Annotated in this window: 18 protein-coding genes; 15 read left to right on the top strand and 3 right to left on the bottom strand. The window is 70.6% G+C overall.

The window, feature by feature from the left end; all coding sequences use genetic code 11:
• Positions 1–115 precede the first annotated feature (115 nt).
• The gene (locus HOV91_RS39420; protein ID WP_217439606.1) at positions 116–9232 is read left to right on the top strand and encodes an IPT/TIG domain-containing protein; all 9117 of its coding nucleotides are present in this window, start codon (positions 116–118) and stop codon (positions 9230–9232) included.
• 84 nt (positions 9233–9316) lie between these two features.
• On the opposite strand, the gene HOV91_RS05425 is transcribed toward HOV91_RS39420, so the two are convergent.
• Positions 9317–9715 (bottom strand): hypothetical protein, encoded by a 399-nt coding sequence (locus tag HOV91_RS05425; RefSeq protein ID WP_174184335.1) that lies wholly within the window; start codon positions 9713–9715, stop codon positions 9317–9319.
• A 498-nt stretch (positions 9716–10213) separates the two neighbouring features.
• Between HOV91_RS05425 and HOV91_RS05420 the strand changes: the two genes are divergently transcribed.
• From HOV91_RS05420 to HOV91_RS05405, 4 genes are all read left to right on the top strand, one after another.
• Positions 10214–11374, top strand: a complete 1161-nt coding sequence (locus tag HOV91_RS05420) for a lipase family protein (RefSeq protein WP_174184334.1) — start codon at positions 10214–10216, stop codon at positions 11372–11374.
• A gap of 136 nt (positions 11375–11510) precedes the next feature.
• Positions 11511–11837: a plasmid stabilization protein gene (locus tag HOV91_RS05415; RefSeq protein ID WP_174184333.1), complete on the top strand. Its 327-nt coding sequence runs from the start codon at positions 11511–11513 to the stop codon at positions 11835–11837.
• 42 nt (positions 11838–11879) lie between these two features.
• Complete coding sequence (locus HOV91_RS05410; protein ID WP_174184332.1) at positions 11880–12122, top strand: hypothetical protein; 243 nt, start codon at positions 11880–11882, stop codon at positions 12120–12122.
• Positions 12123–12190: 68 nt separating this feature from the next.
• On the top strand, positions 12191–13252 hold the full coding sequence (locus tag HOV91_RS05405; protein WP_174184331.1) for an NAD-dependent epimerase/dehydratase family protein: 1062 nt from the start codon (positions 12191–12193) through the stop codon (positions 13250–13252).
• On the opposite strand, the gene HOV91_RS05400 is transcribed toward HOV91_RS05405, so the two are convergent.
• Positions 13238–13729 (bottom strand): MarR family transcriptional regulator, encoded by a 492-nt coding sequence (locus HOV91_RS05400; RefSeq protein ID WP_174184330.1) that lies wholly within the window; start codon positions 13727–13729, stop codon positions 13238–13240. The genes HOV91_RS05405 and HOV91_RS05400 overlap by 15 nt on opposite strands.
• A 402-nt stretch (positions 13730–14131) precedes the next feature.
• Between HOV91_RS05400 and HOV91_RS05395 the strand changes: the two genes are divergently transcribed.
• Entirely contained in the window at positions 14132–14827 is a 696-nt protein-coding gene (locus HOV91_RS05395; RefSeq protein WP_174184329.1) for an NAD(P)-dependent oxidoreductase, read from the top strand.
• A gap of 95 nt (positions 14828–14922) precedes the next feature.
• Here HOV91_RS05395 and HOV91_RS05390 read toward each other — a convergent pair whose 3' ends face one another.
• Positions 14923–15618 carry a DUF8020 domain-containing protein gene (locus HOV91_RS05390; RefSeq protein WP_174184328.1) on the bottom strand — a complete coding sequence of 232 codons (696 nt, stop codon included), beginning with the start codon at positions 15616–15618 and terminating at the stop codon, positions 14923–14925.
• Between the two features lie 192 nt (positions 15619–15810).
• Between HOV91_RS05390 and HOV91_RS05385 the strand changes: the two genes are divergently transcribed.
• The 9 genes from HOV91_RS05385 to HOV91_RS05345 are packed head-to-tail and all read left to right on the top strand — an operon-like array spanning position 15811 to position 24958.
• Positions 15811–17067, top strand: a complete 1257-nt coding sequence (locus tag HOV91_RS05385; protein WP_174184327.1) for an ATP-grasp domain-containing protein — start codon at positions 15811–15813, stop codon at positions 17065–17067.
• Positions 17064–17924: a hypothetical protein gene (locus tag HOV91_RS05380; protein ID WP_174184326.1), complete on the top strand. Its 861-nt coding sequence runs from the start codon at positions 17064–17066 to the stop codon at positions 17922–17924. The genes HOV91_RS05385 and HOV91_RS05380 overlap by 4 nt, the downstream gene beginning before the upstream one ends.
• Positions 17921–18970, top strand: coding sequence for a PLP-dependent cysteine synthase family protein (locus HOV91_RS05375; RefSeq protein WP_174184325.1), 1050 nt, complete (start codon positions 17921–17923; stop codon positions 18968–18970). The genes HOV91_RS05380 and HOV91_RS05375 overlap by 4 nt, the downstream gene beginning before the upstream one ends.
• A complete protein-coding gene (locus HOV91_RS05370) occupies positions 18967–20007 on the top strand; it encodes a mandelate racemase/muconate lactonizing enzyme family protein (protein ID WP_174184324.1) in 1041 nt (346 codons plus the stop codon). The genes HOV91_RS05375 and HOV91_RS05370 overlap by 4 nt, the downstream gene beginning before the upstream one ends.
• Complete coding sequence (locus HOV91_RS05365) at positions 20004–21314, top strand: MFS transporter (protein ID WP_174184323.1); 1311 nt, start codon at positions 20004–20006, stop codon at positions 21312–21314. Before HOV91_RS05370 ends, HOV91_RS05365 begins: the two co-directional genes overlap by 4 nt.
• Positions 21311–22147, top strand: a complete 837-nt coding sequence (locus HOV91_RS05360; protein ID WP_174184322.1) for a class I SAM-dependent DNA methyltransferase — start codon at positions 21311–21313, stop codon at positions 22145–22147. Before HOV91_RS05365 ends, HOV91_RS05360 begins: the two co-directional genes overlap by 4 nt.
• A complete protein-coding gene (locus HOV91_RS39725) occupies positions 22144–23073 on the top strand; it encodes a GHMP family kinase ATP-binding protein (RefSeq protein WP_174184321.1) in 930 nt (309 codons plus the stop codon). Before HOV91_RS05360 ends, HOV91_RS39725 begins: the two co-directional genes overlap by 4 nt.
• Positions 23070–23879 (top strand): ABC transporter ATP-binding protein, encoded by an 810-nt coding sequence (locus tag HOV91_RS05350; RefSeq protein WP_174184320.1) that lies wholly within the window; start codon positions 23070–23072, stop codon positions 23877–23879. The genes HOV91_RS39725 and HOV91_RS05350 overlap by 4 nt, the downstream gene beginning before the upstream one ends.
• On the top strand, positions 23876–24958 hold the full coding sequence (locus HOV91_RS05345; RefSeq protein ID WP_174184319.1) for a FecCD family ABC transporter permease: 1083 nt from the start codon (positions 23876–23878) through the stop codon (positions 24956–24958). Before HOV91_RS05350 ends, HOV91_RS05345 begins: the two co-directional genes overlap by 4 nt.
• The last annotated feature ends 3 nt before the right edge of the window (positions 24959–24961 follow it).

Below are 24961 nucleotides of genomic sequence, written 5' to 3'. Positions count from 1 at the left end.
GATCGAGTTCGCATTGCCAAGCCACGGTAGCTCGAGGATTACTGGAGAAGCCGGGTTACGACAACGTCGGCGTCGCACCATCTTTCAGCTCACGCCTCTGTGGGAGGGCAGCGCCATGCCGACTATCACGTCGCTCGCACCGGCTTCGGGGCCGATGTCCGGAGGCAACAGTGTGGTGATCACCGGCACCGGGTTCAGTGGCGCCGGGCCGTTGATCGTGCGATTCGGCACGGTCGCAACCACATTCACCATCGACTCCGGTACCCGGATCACCGCTGTCGCCCCCGCAGGCACCGGGACCGTGCAAGTCACCGTCGCCGCGCCGTTGAGCGGCACCAGCAACGCACTGCCCTACACCTATGTGGCGGTTCCCTCCCTGACCGCGATAAGTCCCACCCAAGGGCCGTCCGGCACCACGGTCACCATCAACGGTTCCGGGCTCTCCGGCGCGACGGGGGTGAATTTCGGCGGTACCGCGACGACCTCGTTCACGATCGTGTCCGATACCCAGATCACCGCAACGGTTCCGCCCGGGACCGGCATAGCTCCGGTGACCGTCACATCACCGGTCGGCACGAGCAACCCGCTGCCCTACACCTATCTCCCGCCCCGCCCCACCATCACATCGCTCGCACCGCCTTCGGGACCGGCATCCGGCGGCAACGTCGTGGTGATCACCGGCACCGGATTCACCGGGCCCACCACGGTGCGATTCGGCACGACCGCGACCACGTTCACCCTCGATTCCCCGACGCGGATCACCGCGATCGCTCCGCCGGGAGTGGGTGCGGTGCAGGTGACCGTCACCACCGCGGGGGGCACCAGCAACGGGATGACCTACACCTATCCCGGTGCGCCGTCGGTGATCTCGGTCAGCCCCGACTCCGGCCCGGCCGCGGGCGGCAACACCGTCGTCCTCACCGGCACCGGGTTCGGCGGAGCAACGGCGGTCACCTTCGGCGCGAGCGCGGCGAGTTCGTTCACCGTCGTCTCCGGCACTCGGATCACCGCGGTAGCACCGGCCGGAACCGGTACGGTCGCCGTCACCGTCACCACCCCGAAGGGCACCAGCAATCCGGTGACCTACACCTATGTCCCGGCACCCGCACTCGCCTCGGTGGCACCGAACTCCGGTCCCCGGGCCGGAGGCAACACCGTCGTCCTGGCGGGCACCGGGTTCACCGGCACCAACGCCGTCCGCTTCGGCAACACACCAGCGGCCTCTTTCACAGTGGTCTCCGACACCCGGATCACCGCCGTCGTCCCTGCGGGCACCGGCACAGCCGACGTCACCGTCACCACCACAGGCGGCACCAGCAACCCAGTCACCTACACCTACGTCACCACACCGGCACTCGCCTCGGTGACACCGGGCGCCGGTCCCGAAACAGGCGGCAACACCGTAATTCTCACCGGCACCGACCTCACCGGCACGACCGCCGTCGTGTTCGGCGCCACCCCGGCGATCGCCTTCGTTGTGGAGTCGGATACCCGGATCAGCGCTGTGGCGCCCACCGGCACCGGGACCGTCGATGTCGCCGTCACCACTCCCGGCGGCACCAGCAACACGGTGGACTACACCTTCGTCGGGGCGCCCACCCTCACTACGATCGTCCCCGGCGACGGTCCGGAGTCCGGCGGCAACACCGTCACCCTGACCGGCACGAACCTCGCGGGCACCACCACCGTGCTCTTCGACGGGACACCCGCGCCCTCCTTCACCGTCGTCTCCGACACCCGGATCACCGCCGTGGCGCCCGCCGGGAGCCCGGGGCCGGTTGTCGTCACGGTCACGGCCACGGGTGGCGACAGCAACGCGCTCGTTTACACCTTCGTCGCCACACCGGCTCTCGTGTCGGCGGCGCCGAGCGCCGGTCCCGAGATCGGTGGCAACACCGTGATCCTCACCGGCACCGACCTCACCGGCACGACCGCCGTCGTGTTCGGTGCCACCCCGGCGATCGCCTTCGTGGTGGAGTCGGATACCCGGCTCAGTGCCACGGCGCCCGCGGGTACCGGGACCGTCGATGTCACCGTCACCACCACGGGTGGCACCAGCAACGCGGTGGCCTACAGCTACGTTCCGGCGCCCGCGCTCGCCTCGATCGTTCCCGGTTCCGGCCCGGAGACGGGCGGCAACAGCGTCGTCCTGACCGGCGCCGATCTCACCGGCGCCACCGCCGTGCGCTTCGGCGCGAACAGCGCGATCACGTTCACGGTCGTCTCCGACACCCAGATCACCGCCGAGGCGCCCGCCGGGACCGGCCCCGTCGGTGTCACCGTCACTACCGCCGGTGGCACCACCAGCCCGGTGGGCTATACCTACCTCCCGGCACCGGCACTCGCGTCGGTGACACCGAACTCCGGACCCGAGACCGGCGGCAACACCGTCACACTCACCGGCACGAACCTCACCGGCACCACCACCGTCACCTTCGACGGCACATCCGCGACATCGTTCACGGTCGTCTCCGACACCCAGATCACCGCGATCGCCCCGGCAGGCACCGGCACAGCGGACATCATCGTCACCACGGTCGGCGGCACCAGCAACCCCCTTGGCTACACCTACATCCCCGCACCGGCACTCGCCTCCGTGACACCGGACTCCGGACCCGAGACCGGCGGCAGCACCGTCACCCTCACCGGCACGAACCTCACCGGCACCACCACCGTCACCTTCGACGCCACATCCGCGACATCGTTCACGGTCGTCTCCGACACCCAGATCACCGCGATCGCCCCGGCAGGCACCGGTGCGGCCGCAATAGCCGTGACCACCACCGGTGGAACCAGCAACCCGGTGGGTTACACCTACGTACCGGCGCCGACTCTCGCCGCGGTGGCACCGGACTCGGGGCCGGAGACCGGTGGCAACACGGTCGAGTTCACCGGCACCGGATTCACCGGCGCGACCGCGGTCACCTTCGACGGGTCACCGGCGGTTTCGTTCACCGTGGTCTCCGATTCGCGGATCACGGCGATCGTGCCCGCCGGGTCCGGCTCGGTGGACGCCACTGTCACCACAGCGGGCGGCACCAGCGATCCGGTGACCTACACCTACGTCCCCGCGCCTGCGCTGGCCCCGCTGACCCCCGACTCGGGACCGGAGACCGGCGGCAACGCCGTTCCCCTGGCCGGTACGGGATTCACCGACGCCACCGCCGTGCATTTCGGTACCACCCCGGCGACCTCGTTCACGGTGGTGTCGGATACCGAGATCACCGCTGTCGCACCCGCGCTCTCCGGCACCGCCGCGGTCACCGTGACCTCTGCCGGAGGCGAGAGCAACGGCGCCATCTACAGCTTCGTCCCCGCCCCCGTCCTCGCCGCCGTCGACCCCGGCTCCGGGCCGGAGACCGGCGGCAACACCGTCGTCCTCTCGGGCACCGACTTCACCGGGGCCACGGAGGTCGACTTCGGTGGCACGCCGGCGATCTCGTTCACCGTGGTGTCGAGCACCGAGATCAGCGCGATCGTCCCGGCGGGGACCGGCGCGGTCGACGTCACCGTCGGCACCCCGGGCGGCACCAGCGACGGCGTCCGCTACGCCTACCTCCCGACACCGTCGCTCACCACGGTCGCACCGGCCTCGGGTCCCGAAATCGGCGGCAACACAGTCGAATTCACCGGCACGGGGTTCACCGATGCGTCCGCGGTGCACTTCGGCGCGAACGCGGCGGTTTCGTTCACGGTGGTGTCCGATTCCCGGATCACCGCGGTCGTGCCCGCCGGGTCCGGCTCGGTGAACGCCACCGTGACCACGGCCGGTGGCACCAGCGCCCCGGTGACCTACGCCTACATCCCGGCACCGACGCTCGCCGGTGTGGCTCCGCGCTTCGGACCGGAAACCGGCGGCAACACCGTCACACTCACCGGGACCGGATTCACCGGAGCCACTGTCGTCCGGTTCGGCACCACGCCCGCCACCTCGTTCACCGTGGTCTCCGACACCGAGATCACCGCTGTCGCGCCCGCGCGCACCGGCATCGCCGCGGTGTCGGTGAGCACCCCGGGTGGGCTCAGCAACTTCGTCGCCTACGGCTACACCCCGGTCCCGACACTGACCAACGTCGCCCCGCGCTTCGGACCGGAAACCGGCGGCAACACAGTCACACTCACCGGCACCAACCTCACCCGAACCGTCGCCGTCCGCTTCGGCACCACCCCCGCCACCTCCTTCACCGTCGTCTCCGACACCCAGATCACCGCCGTCGCACCCGCACGCACCGGCAACGCCGCGATCACCGTCACCACCCCCGGCGGCACCAGCAACTTCGTCGCCTACGGCTACACCCCCGTCCCGACACTGACCAACGTCACACCCCGCTTCGGGCCGACGAGTGGCGGCAACACCGTGACCCTCACCGGCACCAATTTCACCCGAGCCACCGCGGTCCGCTTCGGCACCACACCCGCCACCTCGTTCACTGTCGTGTCGAACACCGAGATCACGGCGGTCGCCCCCGCGCGCACCGGAACTGCCGCGGTGACCGTCACCAGCCCGGGCGGGACCAGCAACGGCGTCTCCTACACCTTCCTCGCGGCACCGACCCTCGCCACGGCGGTCCCCGGCTCGGGACCGGCTACCGGCGGCAACACCGTCACCCTCACCGGCGCCAATCTCACCGGAACCACCGCGGTCACCTTCGGCGGCACACCGGCGAGCTCGTTCACCGTGGTGTCGAACACCCAGATCACCGCCGTCGCCCCCGCAGGCACCGGCACGGTCTCGGTCACCGCCAGGACCCCCGGCGGCACCAGCAACGGTGTCTCCTACACCTACCTCCTCGTCCCGGCCCTCGCGTCGGTCGTCCCGAACACGGGTCCGGTCGGCGGCGGCAACACCGTGATCCTCACCGGCGCCAACCTCAGCGGCGCCACCTCGGTGCGCTTCGGTGCGGTCGCCGCGGGCTCGTTCAGCGTCCTGTCCGATACCCAGATCAGCGCCGTGGTCCCCGCCGGGACCGGAACGGTGCCGGTCACCGTCGTCACACCCACCGGCACCAGTAACGGGGTCCTCTACACCTACGGCGAAGCCCCCGCCGTCGTCGCGGTGGTACCCGCCTGGGGCCCGCGAGCCGGCGGCAACACGGTCGTACTCCAAGGCGACAACTTCACCGGGACGGTCGCGGTGAATTTCGGCGCCACCCCGGCGACGTCCTTCACCGTGGACTCGGACAGCCAGATCACGGCTGTCGTTCCGGCCGGGACCGGCGTGGCGCCGGTGACAGTCACCAACGCGGTCGCCACCGGCAACGCGGTCTCGTACACCTATCTCGGGACGCCGAGCCTCACCTCGGTCGACCCGAGCCAGGGCCCCGCCTCCGGCGGCAACACGGTCACCCTCACGGGCACCGAGTTCACCGGGGCCACCGCGGTCGATTTCGGCGGGACAGCGGCGAGTTCCTTCACTGTGGTGTCGAGCACGCAGATCAACGCCGTCGCGCCCGCCGGAACCGGCACGGTGAACGTTTCCGTCACGACCTCGGGGGGCACCAGCAACAGTCGTTCCTACACCTATGTCCCGGCACCGGCTCTCGCCGCGGTGGTTCCCGGCGCAGGCCCCGAGATCGGCGCCAACACCGTCGTTTTGACCGGCACGAACCTCACCGGCGCCACCGCGGTGCGCTTCGGTGCGAACGCGGCGGTGACCTTCACCATCGTGTCGGCCACCGAGATCAGGGCGGTCGCACCCGCGGGCACCGGTACCGCCGCGGTCACCGTCACCACCACGGGCGGCGTCAGCAACGGCGTGGCCTACGGCTACGTACCGGTGCCGAACCTCGCCGCGGTGGTCCCGGGTTCCGGGCCGGAGACCGGCGGCAACACCGTCACCCTCACCGGCACCGGATTCACCACCACGACCGCGGTGAACTTCGGCCCCACTCCGGCGATCTCGTTCACCGTGGTCTCGAATACCGAGGTCGTCGCGATCGCCCCGGCCGGTACCGGCACGGCCGCGGTCACCCTCACCACCGCGGGTGGCGTCAGCAACGACGGCGTCTACACCTACCTTCCGGCGCCGACCATCGCCGCCGTCGTCCCCGGCGCGGGACCGGTGAGCGGCGGCAACACCGTCACTCTCAACGGCAGCGGATTCACCGGAACCACCACCGTCCGCTTCGGCGCCACACCCGCCGCCTCGTTCACCGTGGTCTCGGATACCGAGCTCACCGCGGTCGCCCCCGCCGGAACCGGCAGCACTACGGTCACCCTCACCGCCATCGGAGGCACCAGCAACGGCATCTCCTACACCTTCGTCCCGGCACCGGCACTCGCCGCGGTGACCCCCGGCTCCGGACCGGAGACCGGCGGCAACACCGTCACCCTCACCGGCACCGGATTCACCACCACGACGGCGGTGGATTTCGGTCCCACTCCGGCGATCTCGTTCACCGTGGTCTCGGATACCGAGCTCACGGCGGTCGTACCCGCCGGGATCGGCTCGGTGAACGTCACCGTCACCACCGGAGGCGGCACCAGCAACGGCGTCCTCTACACCTACGTCCCGGCACCGGCGATCGCCGCGATCGTCCCCGACGCCGGACCGGAAACCGGCGGCGCGACAGTCACCCTCACCGGCACCGGATTCACCGGCACGAACGCGGTGAATTTCGGTTCCATCCCAGCGATCTCGTTCACGGCGGTGTCGGATACCGAGATCAGCGCCGTCGCCCCGGCCGGTACCGGCCCTGCCACGGTCACCGTCACCACCATCGGCGGTGTCAGCAACGACGTCCTCTTCGCCAACGTCCCGGCACCGGCGATCGCCGCGATCGTCCCCGACGCCGGACCGGAAACCGGCGGCGCGACAGTCACCCTCACCGGCACCGGATTCACCGGAACCACCGCCGTCCGCTTCGGCGCCACACCCGCCACCTCGTTCACCGTGGTCTCGGATACCGAACTGGTCGCGGTCTCCCCCGCCGGAACCGGCAGCGCAACGGTCACCCTCACCGCCATCGGAGGCACCAGCAACGGCGTCCTCTATACCTTCGTCCCGGCACCGGCACTCGCCGCGGTGGACCCCGGCTCCGGGCCGGAGACCGGCGGCAACACCGTCACCCTCACCGGCACCGGATTCACCGGCGCGACCGAGGTCACCTTCGGCGGCGACGCCGCGGTTTCCTTCGTCGTGGTCTCCGATTCCCGGATCACGGCGGTCGCGCCCGCCGGGATCGGTTCGGTGAGCGTCACCGTCACCACCGCCGGCGGCGCGAGCAACGGCGTCGGCTACACCTACGTCCCGGCGCCCACCCTGGTCACGACGGTCCCCGATTCCGGACCGGAGACCGGCGGCAACACCGTCACCCTCACCGGCACCGGATTCACCGGCACCACCGCGGTGAATTTCGGTGCCGCCACGGCGAGTTCGTTCACGGTGGACTCCGACACGCGGATCACCGCGACGGCTCCGGCGGGTACCGGCACGACCGCGGTCACGGTCACCACCGCCGGTGGCCCCAGCGACGGCGTCCTCTACACCTACGTCCCGGCACCGGTGATCGCCGCGATCGTCCCCGACGCCGGACCGGAGACCGGCGGCAACACCGTCACCCTCACCGGCACCGGCCTCACCGGCGCCACCGCTGTCCGCTTCGGCGCCACACCCGCCGCCTCGTTCACGGTGGTGTCGGATACCGAGGTCACCGCCGTCGTTCCCGCCGGGACCGGCAACGCCGCGGTCACCCTCACCACCCGAGGCGGCACCAGCGACAGTGTCGGCTACACCTATGTCCCAGCACCCGCCCTCGCCTCCGTCGTTCCCGACTCCGGACCCGAAACCGGCGACAACGCCGTCACGCTCACCGGTACCGGCCTCACGGCTACGACCGCGGTGCGTTTCGGTGGCGTATCCGCGACGTTCACGGTCATCTCCGACAGCGAGATCAGCGCCACCGCCCCTCCGGGAGCCGGGCCGGTCGGCGTCACCGTCAGCACGGCGGGTGGCACGAGCAATTCGATCGGCTATGCCTACGTCCCCGAGCCGACCCTCGTTTCGGTGGCCCCCGAGGCCGGCCCGGCTCCCGGCGGCAACACCGTCGTCCTCACCGGCACGGGATTCACCGACGCGACCGCGGTGAGCTTCGGTGCGAACACGGCGACTTCCTTTGTCGTGGTCGATGATTCACAGATCACGGCCGTGGCGCCCGCCGGGCTCGCCGGGACCGTCACCGTCACCGTCGCCACGCCCGGCGGTAGGAGCGACGGGGTGTTCTACACCTACGTGCCCGCACCGGCGCTCGCCTCGATGGTTCCGACCTCCGGTCCGACCACCGGCGGCAACACCGTCACCCTCGTCGGCACCGGGTTCACCGACGCGACCGCCGTCCGCTTCGGCGCGACCCCGGCAGCCACCTACAGCGTGGTCTCCGACACCCAGATCACCGCTGTGGCGCCGCCCGGGAGCGCCGGGCCGGTCGCGCTCACCGTCACCACCAGCGGCGGCACGAGCAACAGCGTGGTCTACACCTACGTCGCCGCCCCCGCCCTCGCCTCGGTCGTCCCCACCTCCGGTCCGACCACCGGTGGCAACACCGTCCTGCTGACGGGCACCCGACTCACCGGCGCCACGAGCGTGCGCTTCGGTGCGAATGCCGCGGTTTCCTTCAGCGTGCTCTCGGATTCCTCGATCAGCGCCGTCGCGCCTGCCGGGACCGGGGGGCCGCGCGCGGTCACGGTCAGCACCGCCGGCGGCACCAGCAACGGTGTCTCCTACACCTATGTCGCCGCGCCCACCCTCGGCTCGGTCGCCCCGAACTCGGGACCGGCCGCGGGCGGCAACACCGTCGTCCTCACCGGGACGGGGTTCACCGGAGCCTCCGCCGTCCGCTTCGGCACGACTCCCGCAGCCTCCTTCACCGTGCTCTCCGATACTCAGATCGCCGCCGTCGCTCCCAGCCGGACCGCCGGACCGGTCGCGGTCACCGTCAGCACGCCCGGCGGCACCAGTAACGGGATCGTTTACACCTATCTCGCCGCACCGGCGATCGCCGCGATCCACCCCGACCAAGCGCCCGCGTCCGGCGGCACCACGGCCGTGCTGAACGGCACCGGATTCACCGGCGCGACCACGGTCCGTTTCGGCACGGCGACGCCACCGTTCACCGTCATCTCCGACACGCTGATCCGGGTCACCGTGCCGGCCGGGACGGGCGTCGTCAACGTCACGGTCACGGCCTCGGGCGGTACCAGCGACGGCGTCCCGTTCACCTACCTCAGCACATAGTCCAGCTCAGGGGTCACGTTCCGGCCACGCCGAGCCGAACGACGCGAAGGTCGCGATCGTGGCCGGGCGCCCTGCGGCCGGTCGTCAGCCCGGCTTCACGGTGTCCGGCTCACGACGGGCATGCTCCGCCACCCAGACGCCGACGCCGATCGCCCCGGCCACCGGCCACGACACCATCCCGGTGACCGCGGCCGCCCCGAGTCCGCCGAAGTAGAGCAACGACTCCCGATCCGGTACTCGATTGCGCACCGCCGCGGTCGCCGACGCGACACCGCCTGCCACGGTGCGCGGTCCGGGCGGAAGCGGGACGTGCGCCATCCGCACACCGAGCGTCGGAATCGGGACGGGCACTCCGGCGCGCTTGGTGGTCGTCGCGCCGTCCGTCCCGGTCGGCGGTACGGTCTCGGTGTCCGGCACGGACCGGACCGGCTCTCGCGACTCGGAGCCGGATGCGTGGACCTTGTGTGCTGCTCTCTTGGACATGACCGCTCCTTCCTTCGTCCTGACCGCGCTGGGTATCCAGTCCAGCGTGTATGTAGTCCAGCCAAGCCGGGCGCGCCCCGAGCCGCAACCCCTCGGCGTCCGCCGCCTCTCGACTACGGACGGTGCGGCCGCCAGACGGACGGGGGCCGTCGAATCGTCCGTGGTCCCCGACGGCCACGGACCGGATGCAAGCCGTCGACGCGGCTCCCACTTCGAGCCGGAGCGAAGATGGCTACAAGATTGCCGTTTCCTCACCATACCTCGAATGGAAGCAAAGGGATTCGCGCTTCTACCGCGCATGAATTGGGGAATTTGGTGCATTCCGGTCTCACTTCCGAATGTCGCTGGTAGTTTGCTGACGGTACATACGGCTTCCGCCGATTGATCGACGAATGCGGCGAACTACCCCTGGAGGTCAAGCTCGTGACTCGTCCATTTCTTCGTGTCCCGGGCAGCAGGCGTCTCGGTGCCGCCCGTGTCCTCGGTGCGCTCGGCGGTATGGCACTCACGCTGCTGCTGGCGACGACGGCAACCGCGGAACCGATATACCCACTGCCCGATCCGGACCCGTTCTACGCCGCCCCGGCCGATCTGGCGGCACACCGACCGGGTGACGTACTCGACGTGCGGCCCTTGCCGCCGCTGGCCTCCTTCCCCGGCGCCACCGTCAGGCTGGTCGAGTTCCGTTCCACCAACTCGCGGGGCGCGCCGATCGCGGCGACCACCACGATCGTCACCCCCGCCTTCCACCGCCCCGGCATGCCGCTGCTGTCCTATCAGCACTTCATCAATTCGCTCGGCACCGGCTGCGCGGTATCGCACCTGCTCTACGAGAACGATTTCAACCTGTCGACGACGACGCCGATGTTGAACGTGCTGCTGCAGCGAGGCTGGAGCCTGGCGCTGCCCGACCATCTCGGACCGCAGTTCGCGCTCGGGGCCGCGCGTTTGGGCGGCCAGATCACGCTGGACGGCATCCGGGCCGCGAAACAACTGCCCGACCTCGCCGTCGAGCACAGCCCGGTGACATTGGCCGGCTACTCCGGCGGCGGTCTCGCCACGGCATGGGCGGCCGCGCTACAGCCGTCCTACGCGCCGGACGTGCGACTGGCGGGCGCGGCCATCGGCGGCGCCCCGATGAACCTGGTGGCGATGGCGGAAGGTCTGGGACTCAACCCGCACCCCGCCTTCGGCTTGGCCATGGCGGCGGCGATCGGCCTGGAACGGGAGTACCCGGACCGGGTGCCGATCAGCGCGAATCTCAACGAGCGCGGCCGCGCGCTGCGGGACGCCATGGCCAACAGCTGCACCAACGACATCCTCGCGATCGGCGCGGGCGGCAGCGCGCGCGACTTCGTGGACAGCACCTCGGTCTTCGACATGCCCGGCGCTTGGGAGGTGGTGGAGGAGAACAGTGTGGAGCTCTACGACGGCGCTCCCGCCACCCCGATCTTCGAATGGCATTCGCCGAGCGATCCACTGATCCCGATCCAAGCCATCGACAACACCGCACGCCGCTGGTGCGGAGCCGGCGTGCCGTTGCAGGTAGTGCACGTGCAGGCGTTCGACCACCTGTCCGCGGCCGCCATAGGCGCCCCCGCCGTGGCGACCTGGCTCGAAGGCCGGGTTCGTGGCGAGCCCGCCCCCAGCAATTGCTGACCAGCGCGCCGTAGCGCAGCTACTGCCCGCCACCGCGTCGGGCATTCGGCTCGGAGCGTGCCGCATGGCATCAGGCGACCGGAGCCGGATTGCCCGGGGGTTTGCGGGGTAAGACGAAATCACAGGAGGTGATGACATGCCAAAAGCTTGGACGGACAAGCAGGAACGCCAGTACGAGCACGTCAAGGATTCGGCGAAGTCCCGCGGCGCGAGCACCGGGCGCGCGAAGGAGATCGCCGCTCGCACGGTCAACAAGAACCGCGCGCAGTCCGGACAGTCCAAGACCGCGAGCAAGACCTCGACGAACGACAAGTCTCCGCAGCAGCGCGGCGGGCAGCGTTCGCACAGCGGCGCGCAGGGGCCGACCCGCGACCAGCTGTACAACGAGGCCAAGAAACGCAATGTCGAAGGCCGCTCGAAGATGACGAAGCAGGAGCTGGCGCACGCGCTCGGGCGCGACTGAGCCCCGTGCGCCGGTCGAGGACCAACAGCGAGAGGAGTGGAGATGGCCGAGCAGCAGGAAACCGGCGGCATCACCGGCACCAGGGACAAGGACTACAACCTGATCTGGTTCGTCGAGGCCTCCCTGGAGAACGCGTTGCGGCTGGATACGTTCATCCAGGACGCGGAACGCGATGGCGACAGCGAGCTGGTGGAGTTCTTCCGCAAGGCGCAGGCCGACAGCCGAAAGGGCGGCCGGCTCGGGAAAGAGCTGCTGTCCCAGCGCCTCGCCAAGTCCGGCATCTGACATTTCCCGGCGATTCCCGGCGGAGGGTGCGCCCCATGGGCCGCCCTCCGCCGAGCCAAGGAGCGGATATGCGCGTCGTTGTGGTCGGTGCCACCGGAAACGTGGGAACGAGCGTGCTGGAGACGCTGTCGGCCGAACCGGGGGTCGACTCGATCGTGGGGATCGCACGGCGCGTGCCGGGCAAACCTTCCGACGGCGTCGAATGGGTGCGCGCGGACGTGCGGACCGACGATCTGGAGTCCCACTTCCACGGGGCGGACGTCGTGGTGCACTTGGCCTGGCTGTTCCAGCCCACCCATCAGCCCTTGGCCACTTGGCGCGCGAATGTCGGCGGCACCGAACGGGTGCTGCGCGCCGTGTCCGCGACCCAGGTTCCCGCTCTGATCTACGCCTCGTCGGTCGGCGCCTACTCCCCGTGCCACGACGACGAGCCGGTGCCGGAGAGCTGGCCGACCGATGGCTGGCCGCCCGCCGCGTACACGCGTGAGAAAGCCTACGTGGAACGGCTTTTCGACCGATTCGAGGCCGAGCACCCGGACCGCCGGGTGGTTCGCATGCGCCCGGGATTCATCTTCCGCCGGGAGACCGCCAGCCAGCAGCGGCGTCTGTTCGCCGGTCCGCTGCTACCGAACCGCCTGATCCGCCCGGGGTTCCCGCCGATCCTGCCGATTCCGCGTGGCCTGCGCTTCCAGGCGGTGCACAGCGCCGACATCGGCCGCGCCTACACCCTCGCGATCACGACCGACGCCCGCGGGCCGTTCAACATCGCCGCGGAACCGGTGATCGACGGCGCCCGGTTGGCCGAGCTGTTCGAGGCTCGCGTGGTGTCCGTGCCGCCCGCGCTCGTCCGCGCCGCGCTCGCCATGGGATGGCACGCGCGCGCATTGCCCGCGGCACCGGACCTCTTCGACGCGGTGATGCGCCTGCCCATCTTGGACACCGGCCGCGCGCGAGCCGAACTGGGTTGGACACCGCAGTTCACCGCTGTCGACGCCCTCCGGGAACTGCTCGCCGGTATGCGGGCGGGCGCGGGAGAAGACACCCCGCCGCTGGCTCCCGACGCGGGCGGACCTCTGCGATGGCGCGAGTTCGCCTCCGGCGTGGGCGGCCGTGAGCTAGGAGTCGGCTAGTTCTTCGGCCGACTCGTGGCCCGCGGCGGCGGCGCGGCGTAAGAATTCCGCGATGAGCTCGAGTTCGGCGTCGCTGTAACCGGCGCAGAGGTCGTCCATACGTCCGTTCATTCCGGCGAACAACCTGTAGAGCTCCTGGTTACGCTCGCGCAGCGGGACTATGGTGACCGCGCGCCGGTCGCCCGCGGCTGGGTCCCGCTCGCGCGCGATCCAGCCGCCGCGCTCCAATCTGTCCAGGATGCCGGTCAGCGTGGCCGGATGCAGCGCGGCGCGGCGGGCCAGTGCGCTCGGGGTCAGCGGGCCGTGCCGATTAATCAGATCCAGGCAGGTCCAGTCGGCATCCCGGAGTTCCACCTTGCCGCCGAAGCGGCGGTTCAGCACGGCGAGTTGACCGTTCAGCTCGCGCAGCGCGTCCTTGACCGCGGCGGACAGCCTGCGATGCTGCCGCTCGGCCGCTTTGCCGGTCGCAGCGCTCACGTTGTGATTCCCTCCGCCATTTGTATGAGTTTCATATCATACGTCGTCCGATACCCGCGCTTCCCGGACGCACGCCGCCGGGCCGATCATCCAGTCGTGCCGTGGTCCCGAAGATCTCGGCCCCCGGATCAACGCGAGCGAACACAGCCGGTCATGACGCTCCGGAGCGGCGCACACCAAGTGTTACGAAAGTCATATGAAACGAATCTCGAACTATGTAATATGAATTTCGTAATATCTGGATCAAGAAGGAGTCGTCATCTACCTGGTCCCCGGCCGAAACGACCTCGTCTCCGGCGCCGACCGGGCCGCCCGACTTCGCGCTGCTCGGCACCGCGGCCGCCCGGCACGGTGTCGACATTCTCGGCCCCACCCCACATCGACGAACCCGAAGGAATTTCCATGCGTCTCACGATCTTCGGAGCGAACGGCCCCACCGGTCGCCTGCTCACCTCACACGCTCTGACCGCAGGCCACGACGTGGTCGCTGTCACCCGCAGGCCGGCGGAATTTCCTCTGACGCACGATCGATTGACCACGCTCGAGGGTGACGTCTTCTCCCTTCCTTCGGTCGAGGCGGCGGTCGCGGGCGGCGACGCGGTGTTGTCCACCTTGGGTGTCCCCTACAGCAAGCACCTGATCACGACGTACTCGGTCGGCACGGCCAATATCGTGGCCGCGATGCGCCGGTACGGCATACGTCGTCTCGCGGTCGTGTCGTCGAGTGCCGTGGACCCCCGGCCGTACGCGGACGCGGGCTTCCTGTTCAACCGGGTCTTGCAGCCGTACCTCACCCGAGTGATGGGCAGAACCTTGTACGACGACATGCGTGCGATGGAATCACTGCTCAGCACGACCGAACTCGACTGGACGATAGTGCGCCCCAGCGGGCTCTACACTTCCTCCACCGTCACCGATTACACCGTGGTCGAGGGCCGCGCCGAAGGCCGGTTCACCTCCCGCGCGGACCTGGCCGCCTGCCTGCTGCGACTCGCCGAGGACGGCGGCCACATACGCGAGACCGTCAGCGTCGTCACGACGTCGGACAACCCCGGCCTGCTCCAACTGATCCGCAGCGAGGCACTCGGCAAGCATTGAGCACGAGCCCTTTCCGGGCACACCGGAGCCGTTCGGACCCGGTTCCCAGCCCATCCGCTCGTTCCGAGCGGCACGAGCGGATGGGCACGGAAGCGCTACTTCGCCGGGTAGGGCGCGTTGATCGTGGTGAAGTACTGGATCGCGGCGCCGATCGCCACCGGGGCGGTGACCAGTATCTGGCCCGCCACGGTGCCCAGCGCGCCGACCGCGGCGACGCCGACGAGGCACCCGACGGCCGCGGCCGGGATGAACGGACCGAACAGGCCCGCGATGGTGCCCGCGGCGATGGTCGCGCCCGCGATGCCGCCGAGCACGCAGCCGACCGCCGCGCCGCCGAGGCCGCCGACCAGGGTGCCGATGGTCGCGCCCATGCTGATCGTGCTGGTCATGCGGGACCAAGCGGCTTGTTCCCGGTCGTACTCGGTCTTCCAGGGCGCCTTGTCCTCGTAGGGTAGGGCGACCGGCTTGTACACCGCGCGGTCCATCGACAGCACCGGCGTCAGCGTCGCGGTGCGGCCGGAGATGTCGGCGATGATCGGAAACTCGAACTCGTCGACGGTGAACGTCAGCGGCGTCCCGGCGACGGTGACGCCGTCGCGGGTTCGGACCTTCAGCGTCCGGTCCTCGACCACCAATGCGCCGGAGTCGATCTCGATGATCGAGGACGTGTCGGTGGCGTGCGCGGTGAACGAGATGGGCCGGTCTGCACCCTGGTCGGCGTAGGCGGCGCCCGGCACGGCGGTCACGGCGGCCAACATCAGCGCGGGCACGGCAAGGGTCCTCATCAGCATGGCGGTTTCCTCATCGATCTGCGTCGTGCCGGATGCACGACCGTGACCATTATTGATAATGATTGTCATTATCGACAACTTTTGCGTCGGACACGTTGCGGCACAGGAACATTGGCGCGAACAGCCGACCTTCCCCTTGCAGTGATAACGATAACGGTTATCATTATGTGCCGCTCGAAACTTGGAGGGTTCGTGGGACATCTGCTGATGGTGGAGAGCTGGGTCGGCTCGATGAGCACGCTGCTTCCGGCCGGAATTCACGCCGGGGGACATACATTCAGCTTCCTCACCCGGGATCTGAGCCACTACCTGCGTGGCAAGCAGGGCGCCCACCCGTTGCTGGGTGCGGCCAACATCGTGACCGCCGAGACCAACGACGAAGCGGCCCTCGTGCCGTACGTGCGCAGGTTGCACGAGGTGCTGTCCTTCGACGGGGTGCTGTCCTCGTGCGACTACTACTTGCCCACCGTCGCGGCGATCGCCGCGGAACTGGGCTTGCCCGGTCCCGACCGGGCGGCCGTCGCCGCGGCCTGCCACAAGCACCGCACCCGTGCGCTCTGCCGGGCCGTCGCGGTGCCGGGACCGGCCTTCGCCGTGGCCGAGGAGTGGGACGAATTGGTCGGCGCGGCAATAGAAATCGGGTACCCGCTGGTCGTCAAACCGGTAGACCTGTGCGGTGGTATGTACGTCCGTCGTGTCGAGGACGAGCAGCAGTTGCGGGCGGCAGTCGAGCGGATCACCGGTTTCCCGGTGAACGCGCGCGGGCAGGTACGCGCACCGCAGATCCTCCTCGAGGAGTGTCTGGACGGAGCGGAATACAGCGTCGAGACGGTCACCGTGCGCGGGCACACCACCGTGGTCGGCGTGACGGACAAGCGCCTGACCGGTGCTCCCGCGTTCATCGAGGCGGGGCACATGTTCCCGGCCGTGCTGACCGGCGACGAGCAGGCGGCCGTGAGCACGGTGGCCTGTGCCGCGATCGCGGCGCTCGGTCTCGACGACACCGTCGCGCACACCGAGGTCAAACTCACCGGCGACGGCCCGCGGCTGATCGAGGTGAATCCGCGTCCCGCGGGCAATCGGATCACCGAGCTGGTACGCCGGGTGACCGGCATCGACCTCGCGGCCGTCCATGCCGAGGTGGCCGCGGGAGGTACGCCCGATCTGACTCCGCGCCCGACCGGCACGGGCAGCGCCGCCATCGCGTTCGCGGTGGCCGACCGCGCGGGTGTGCTGACGGCGATATCCGGCGCCGAGGCTTGGGCCGACGACCCGTGCGTGGTGGAACACACCCTGGCCGAGCCGGGCACCCGGGTCCGGGTCGCGACCGATAACAACACCTACCTCGGCCATGTCATGGTGGTGGACGAGCGACCCGGCGCCGCAGGGGATCTGGCGTGCGACCGGGTCGACAAACTGGTGGTCGATATCGCGCAGGTGGCGCCATGACCACCGCCGATCTCGCCCTGCTGCCGCGCCCCCGGTCGGTCGACGAACTCACCGGCTGGGCGCTGGCCGCCCGCCTCGGCGCCGACCCGGCCGGCCTGGCGGTGTCCACCGCGTTCCGTACCAGCTACGGCACGCGGCACGCCGGCCGTCGCGGTGGCTACCGCAACGAGGTGCTGAGCATCCGCGTCGGTGCGGCGGTCGGCTCGTGCGGGCTCGAGCCCGACGACGCCACCGGCCGCGCCGACGCGCTCGACGCCTGCGTCGGCGCCACGGTCGCGCACCTGCTCGCCGACCCGCTGCGAGCGGTCCGGATCGCCGCCCTCGACGCGTACCTGATGCATCTGCACCCGCATCCCGCCGCGGGCGGTGTGGTCGCCGAACCGGTCCGGGTGTCCGGGAGCAGCTCGCTCGAGAAGTCCCGTCAGCGTGCCGAAACGGTGGTGGATCTGCTCCCCTCGGGCGTGCGGCGCGTGCTGGTGGTCGGCGTGGTCGGTTCCCTGCTCGCGGCCCTGCGCGCCCGTGGCGTCGGCTACCTGCCGTGTGACCTGATCGGCGGGCGAACCGAATGGGACGAGCCCGTGTACCGAAGCGTCGCCGACGTGCCGCCGGATTACGACGCGCTGCTGGTCACCGGAATGACGCTGGGCAATGGGACATTCGACGGGCTGCTGGCCGAAGCGAACGCCAAGGCGATTCCCCTGGTGCTGTTCGCCCAGACCGGCAGCGCGGTGCTGCCTTGGTTCCTTGGCCGCGGCGTCACGGCGGTCTCGGCCGAACCGTATCCCTTCTTCTCCCTCGACGGCGGCCCCAGCACCCTGTTCCGCTACCGAGACGGGGGAACCTCGTGCACCCGATGATCAGCTCCGCCCCCCAACCCGCGCTACTACAGCTGGTCGGCGGCACCCCTGTCGTGCCGATTCCGGTCGAAGCGGGCAGTTACCTGGCGAAGGTGGAGGCCGCGAGCATCGCGGGCATGAAAGCGCGAGCGGCGGTATCCATGCTCACCGCTGCCCGCGCCCGCGGCGAACTCGCCCCTGGCGCGACGGTGATCGAATCCACCAGCGGCACTTTGGGGCTCGGCCTCGCCCTCGCGGGCAAGGCGCTCGGACATCCCATCGTGCTCGTGGTCGATGACGAGCTGGAGCCGGAGATGCGCGCGTTGTTCACCGCCTTCGGCATCCGCCTCGAAGTGGTCCGCACCCCTCACCCGGAAGGCGGCTGGCAGCGGGCCCGGCTCGACCGGCTGGCCGAGCTGCTCGCGCGTACCCCGGGCGCGTATTGGCCGGACCAGTACGACAACCCCGATAACGCCGCCGGCTACGCGGGCATGGCACAGGAACTGCTCGAGCAGGTCGGACACGCGGACGTGCTGGTCGCGGGCATCGGCTCCGGCGGCCATTGCGCGGGCCTGACCCGGGCGTTGCGCGCACACTGGCCGCAGCTACGGGTGATCGGTGTCGACGCGGTCGGCTCGCGCATCTTCGGTCAGCCGGCCCGCCCGCGACTGATGCGCGGCCTTGGCAGCAGCATCCTTCCGCGCAACGTGGCCTACGGCGACTTCGACGAGGTGCACTGGGTAGGCCCGTCCGAAGCCGTGGCCTCCTGTCGGCGGCTGGCCGCCGAGGTGGGGGTGGCGGGCGGTTGGAGCACCGGGGCGGCCGCGCTGGTGGCCGCGTGGCTCACGCGGCGTGCGCCCGGTTCCCGCGTACTCACCGTCTTCCCCGATGGTCCACACCGCTACCTGCGCAGCATCTACGACGACGAATGGTGCCGCCGCAACGGCTTGCTGGGACCGGTCGCCACCGAACCGCTGGAACTCGCCGCACCCGACGCGCAAGAGGTACGCGGCTGGGCGCGCTGCCGCGTGGTGCGTGACCCGCTGGGCAAAGGGGTCGGCGGGTGAGAACCACCTGGACGTCCACCACCCTGGAACTGGCTCGCCCCCTTCGTATTTCGCGCGGATCCATGTCGGCGCGCGCCGCCGTGTGGATCACGGTGGCCGCCGACGGGCACGCCGGGCACGGCGAAGTGGTCGGCAGTCCCCGCCTCGGCCTCGACCTCGCCGCGATCGAGACAGCTCTGCGCGCAATCACCGACCGGATCGCGGGCTGCCCCGGGCCCGAGCAGGTTCGCGCGCTGCTGCCGCGCCTGCGCGCGGAGTTCCCGCTACCGGTGGTCGCGGCACTCGACAGCGCGGTGCACGATGTGCTCGCCCGCCGCGCGGGCGTCTCGTTGTGCGCCTACCTCGATCTGCCGCCGTGGGACTCGGCGCCCACCGCGTACACGATCGGCCTGATGAGTCCCTCGGAAGCCGAGGCCACCGCACACCGGATGGTGCGCGCCGGATTCACCGTGCTGAAGGTGAAAGCGGGCGCGGCGGAACCGGCCGAGGACATCGCGCGGGTCCGGGCGATCCGCTCGGCGGCGCCGAGCGTGGAACTCCTGCTCGACCCCAACGGAGCCTGGGACGTCCGCACCGCCGTCGCCGTGCTCGGTGCCCTCGCCGATCAGGACATCTCCGCCGTCGAACAACCGGTGGCCCCGGGCGATCCCGACCGGCTCGCCGCGGTGGCGAAGGAGGTGCCGATGCCGGTGCTCGCCGACGAGGACGCGGGCTCGATCGCCGATCTGGACCGGTTGCCCGAAGGCATCGGCGGCATCAACATCAAACTCGCCGAGTGCGGTGGGCTCGACGCGGCGCGCACGATGCTCGACTGGGCGAAGGCACGCGCGCTGCCGGTGCTGCTCGGCTGCCAGGCCTCCAGCTCGCTCGGCATCGCCCCCGCCGCCCAGTTGGCCGGAGTCGCGCGCTGGGTCGACCTGGATGGGCATCTGCTGTTGGCGCACGACCCGTGGACGGGCTTGGGCGGCGCGGACGGCACGCTGCGGCGACCGGCGGGGCCCGGTCTCGGGGTGCGGCGCGGGCGGGCGGCCGCATGAGCGGGCTCGGGGCGTTCGGCACGTTCCCGCTCTCGGTGCGCCTGCTGCTGGTGAACCAACTGGTCGGCAACATCGGGTTCTTCATGCTGGTGCCGTTCCTGGCCGAGTATCTGCGCACGGATCTGGCGCTGTCGGCGGCGGTGGTCGGTGTGGTGCTCGGTGTGCGCAATCTCAGTCAGCAAGGCTTGTTCCTGGTCGGCGGGTCGGCCGCCGATCGGCTCGGCGCGCGGGGGGTGATCATCGTCGGCGCGGGCATCCGAGCGGCGGGATTCGCCTTGTTCGCCGTCGGCGGCTCGCTGCCGGTGGTCCTGCTCGCGTCGGTGCTCACCGGTTTCGCGGGCGCGCTGTTCAACCCGGCGGTGCGCGCCTATATCGCCCGCGACAGCGGCGACCGGGCGGCCGAGGCGTTCGCCCTGTTCAACGTCTTCGGCAATACCGGCTCGGCGGTCGGGCCGGTGATCGGCACCTTGCTGGTCGGCGTCGGATTCCGATTGACCGCGGTGGCCGCGGCCTGCGTGTTCGCCGGATTGACCGTCGCTCAGCTGATCCTGCTGCCATCCCGGCCCGCGCCGCCCCGGGACACCGGGCTGCGCGCGGATTTCGCGCGGATGTTCGCAGATCGCCGGTTCTGGGCCTTCGCGCTGGCGCTCATGGGCATGTTCGCGCTGCAGAGTCAGATCTATTTCCTGTTCACGCTGCAGGTGCAGCAGCTCGCCGGTCCGTCCGCGGGCCCGGCGGCGGTGGCGGCGCTGTTCGTCGTCGAGACGATAGCGGTGGTGGCGCTGCAAGTTCCGATCACCAGGGTGCTCGCCCGGCGCGCCGATCGAGGGTCGGCGATGGCACTGGGCATGGCCCTGCTGGGCGCGGCATTCCTCATCCCGCCCGCCGCGGACGTTCTCCGGTCGCCGCACGGCGACGGTCCGGTCGCGGTCGCGGTCCGAGTCGCGCCGGTCGTGGCCGCCGCGGTGGTGCTCGCGCTCGGTGTGATGGCCGTGCAGCCTTTCGTGAACGAGGCGATCCCCCGCTTCGGCGGACCTGACCTGACCGGCACCTACTTCGGCGCCTTCTATCTGGCCTCCGGCGTGTTCACCGTGGTCTCCACCAGCCTTGTCGGCACAGCTGTCGACCACGCGGGCGGACCGCTGACCTGGCCGCCCGCCCTGCTCTGCGCGGCCACCGGTCTTCTCTCCGCCGTCGCGGTGCTGCTGCTGCGCGGGCGCGGCTGCCTGCCCGAGGCCACCACAGCGCATCCCCGACCGATCACCGCGACGTCGAGTCGCACGGCGAAAGGCGATTCCGCCCGATGACTGTTCACGATCAGGGCCCGGTCCTGCTCAGCGAGAACCTGCTGACCGACAACCCCGCGCTCTACGAGCGCACCTTTCCCGACACTGGCGAACGCAACGCGCGCTTCGTCGCCGATCTGGTGGCCCGCTACGGCGCCGGTGCGCTCGACGACCTGCTCGACGTCGGTTCCGGCACCGGCCGCGACGCGGCCCGCCTGGCCGCACTCGGGTACCGGGTGCGGGGAGTGGACATCTCACCACGCATGGTCGAATACGCCCGCACTCGCTACCCGGCAATCGATTTCGGCGTCGGTGATGCCCGCACCTTGCGGACCGGCGCGCCGGTGGACGTGCTCACCTGCTTGGGCAGCACCCTGCTGCACCTGCACGACACGGCCGACGTGGTAGCGGCGTTCGACCGTTTCGCCGCGTGCCTGCGCCCCGGCGGTCTGCTGATCCTCGAGATGCGCAACGGCGCCTTCCTGCTCACCGATCGCGGCAGGCGCGAACTGCTCGACGAGGAACTCGTCCGGCAGGTCGACTGGGAAGGCATGACCTACACCTCACGCACCTCGCTCACCGTGGACCTGCCCGCGCAATTGTTACGCAGACAGCGGATCTGGACCTGGCCCGGGTGTGCCGAGCCGGTCACCCAGCACACCGCGTGGCGATTGCTGTTCCCGCAGGAGCTACGCCACCTGCTGACCGGTGCCGGGTTCGAGGTGCTCGCGCTGTTCGACGCGCCGGGGCCGTTGACCACACCGGGCTGGCCCGCCGATGGCGTGCTCTCCGAGCGGCTCGACGGCGACCGGTTGCACGTGGTCGCCCGCCGCACCGGCGCGGGTCCGCGGTGACCGCCCCACCCCGGCTCGGCGTCGGCAGCGCGTTCGGCAGTTGCGGCGAACTGCTGCAAGGCGTCACCGCGGAGCACGATCACGACTTCCTGGTCACCCTGCCCATCGCGCGCGGCGCGGTCGCGGTCTTCGAGCCCGACCCACACCGCCACGGCGTCACCGTGATTCCCGCGCACAAGACCAAGTCCGCCACCCTGGCCCGCGCGCTGCTCGCGCGCTCGACGGTGCTGCGCGGCGGTGTGCTCACCCTGCTCGGCGACCTGCCCGAGGGCAAGGGTCTGGCCAGCTCCACCGCCGACCTGGTCGCCACCGCCCGCGCCGTGGCCGACGCCGAAGGCCGGGAGATCGGCGCCGCCGAGATCGAGACCGAACTGCGGTGCATCGAACCCTCCGACGGAGTGATGTATCCCGGCGCGGTCGCCTTCTACCACCGGGAGGTCCGGCTGCTGGCGCTGCTCGGCGCGCTGCCGCCGCTGACCATCGTGACCGGAGACGAAGGCGGCCGCGTCGACACCGTCGCCTTCAACCGGCACCGTCCGACGTTCACCACCGCCGCCAAACGCGAATACAGCTCGTTGCTCGCCGAACTCACCGGCGCGGTCGCGCGCCGCGACGTGACCGCGATCGGCGCGGTGGCTACCCGCAGCGCGGAGTTGAGCACCGTGCTGCGGTCGCGGCCGCATCTGGACGCGACCATCAGCGCCGCCAGGAGTCTGGGCGCGGCCGGGGTGGTGGTCGCGCACAGCGGCACCACGACCGGCATCCTGCTGGACGAGGCCGACCCCGCTCTTGCCGCGAATATCGCCGCCGCGCAGCGCGTCTGCGCCGGTTTCGCCACAGCGGTCACCGTCCACCAGACGTGGCGGCCCGCCCCGCCGGACTGGACCGCGCCGCCACGGCGCGCCGCGGAGGTGGTGAACCGTTGATCACGGTGGATGACGTGGGCTTCTCCTATGGCGGTCAGGTCGTGCTCGACGGAGTCGGACTGGTCGCCGATCCCGGCACCACAGTCGGCTTGATCGGCCCCAACGGCTCGGGAAAGTCCACGCTGCTGCGCCTGCTCTACCGCGCGCTGCGGCCGCGGTCGGGTGTTGTGGCCATCGATGACACTCCGGTGCACGCGCTGCGGGGCCGGGCGCTCGCAGCGCGGCTGGCCGTCGTCGCCCAGGAGTCGCCCGCCGAGACACCGATCACCGTCGCCGAGACGGTGCTGCTCGGCCGCGCTCCCTGGGCCGGTGCGCTGCACGGATACTCGCGGGCCGACCGCATCGCCGCCGCGGCCGCGCTCGATCGCGTCGGCGCCCGGCACCTCGCCGATCGCCCCTATACCGCCCTCTCCGGCGGGGAGCGCCAGCGAGTGCTCATCGCGCGGGCGCTGGCGCAGCAGGCCGACCATCTGCTGCTCGACGAACCCACCAATCATCTCGACATCGGCTACCAGCACGAATTGCTCGGGCTGATCAGGGATCTCACGACCACCACGACCCTCGTGGTGCTGCACGATCTGAACCTGGCCGCCCGCTACTGCGACCGTCTGGTGCTGCTGCACGGAGGCCGGGTCGCCGCCGCGGGACCGGTGGAGGAAGTGCTCACTCCCGGCGTGCTCGAACCCGTCTACAAGGTCGCGGTCCACATGTCGGCCGCGTTCGGCGCGATCCAACTGCTGTTCGGTCCCCGCGACGCGGTCTCCCCCGCCGAGGCGCTCGACTCCGGAAAGGCGACCGTCCGATGACCACGACCCGGCCCCGCATCGAAGACGCCGACGATCTCGACCACGACCGGCACCGCGCGACCACCGTGTTGTGGCTCGGCGGGCTCGGCGCCGCACTGGTTGTGCTGCTGATCGTGGCGACCGGGCTGGGCCCGGTGTGGGTGCCGCCCGGCACCGTCGCGCGCATCGTCGGCCACCACGCCTTCGGGGTGCCCGTTGCGGCGGACTGGACACCGGCCCACGATTCCATCGTCTGGCTGGTGCGCGTCCCGCGCGTGCTGCTCGGCGCCATGGTCGGCGCCGCGCTCGCCGTCACGGGCGCGGTACTGCAGACCTTGGTCCGCAACGTGCTCGCCGACCCGCACATCCTCGGCGTCACCTCCGGCGCCTCGACCGGCGCGGCGATGTCGCTGCTGTTCGGCGTCACGGCGGGCACCGCGGCCGCGCTGGCGGCCAGCGCGTTCGCCGGTGCGCTGGCCGCGACGGTGCTGCTGTTCGCCATCGCGAGGATCAACGGGCAGATGACGTCGCTGCGACTGCTGCTGGGCGGGGTCACCATCGGTTACCTGTTCTCCGCGGCGACCAGCTTCCTGATCTTCGCCTCGGACAACCAGGAAGGCGCGCGCACGGTGCTGTTCTGGCTGCTCGGCTCGCTGAGTTCGGCGGGCTGGTCGTCGGTGGGCACCACGGCGCTGGTCACCGCGACCGCGACCGGCGCGCTGCTGCTGCTGGCCCCGCGCCTGGACGTGCTCGCCGCGGGTGACGACACCGCCCGCGCGCTCGGCATGTCCCCGGTCCGCCTCCGGATGCTCACGCTGGGCGTGGTCGCGCTCGCCATCGGCGCGGTCGTCGCGGTGGCGGGCGCGATCGGGTTCGTCGGTCTGATCGTGCCGCATGTCGCCCGCCTGTGCGGCGGCGGGACGCACCGCAGGCTGATCCCGCTGTCCGCGGTGCTCGGCGCGCTGTTCCTCGTCGTCGCCGACATCGCGGCCCGCGTCGTCTTCGCGCCTCGCGAGCTGCCGCTCGGGATCGTCACCGCCGTCGTCGGCGCACCGCTGCTGCTGGTCCTGATCCGCCGTTTCCGGCAGTCACCCGCCTGAGAA

Source organism: Nocardia barduliensis, assembly GCF_013315795.1.
Lineage (GTDB): Bacteria > Actinomycetota > Actinomycetes > Mycobacteriales > Mycobacteriaceae > Nocardia > Nocardia barduliensis.
The sequence above is the reverse complement of the archived record's forward strand: the minus strand, read 5'-3'. Positions and strand labels throughout refer to the sequence as shown.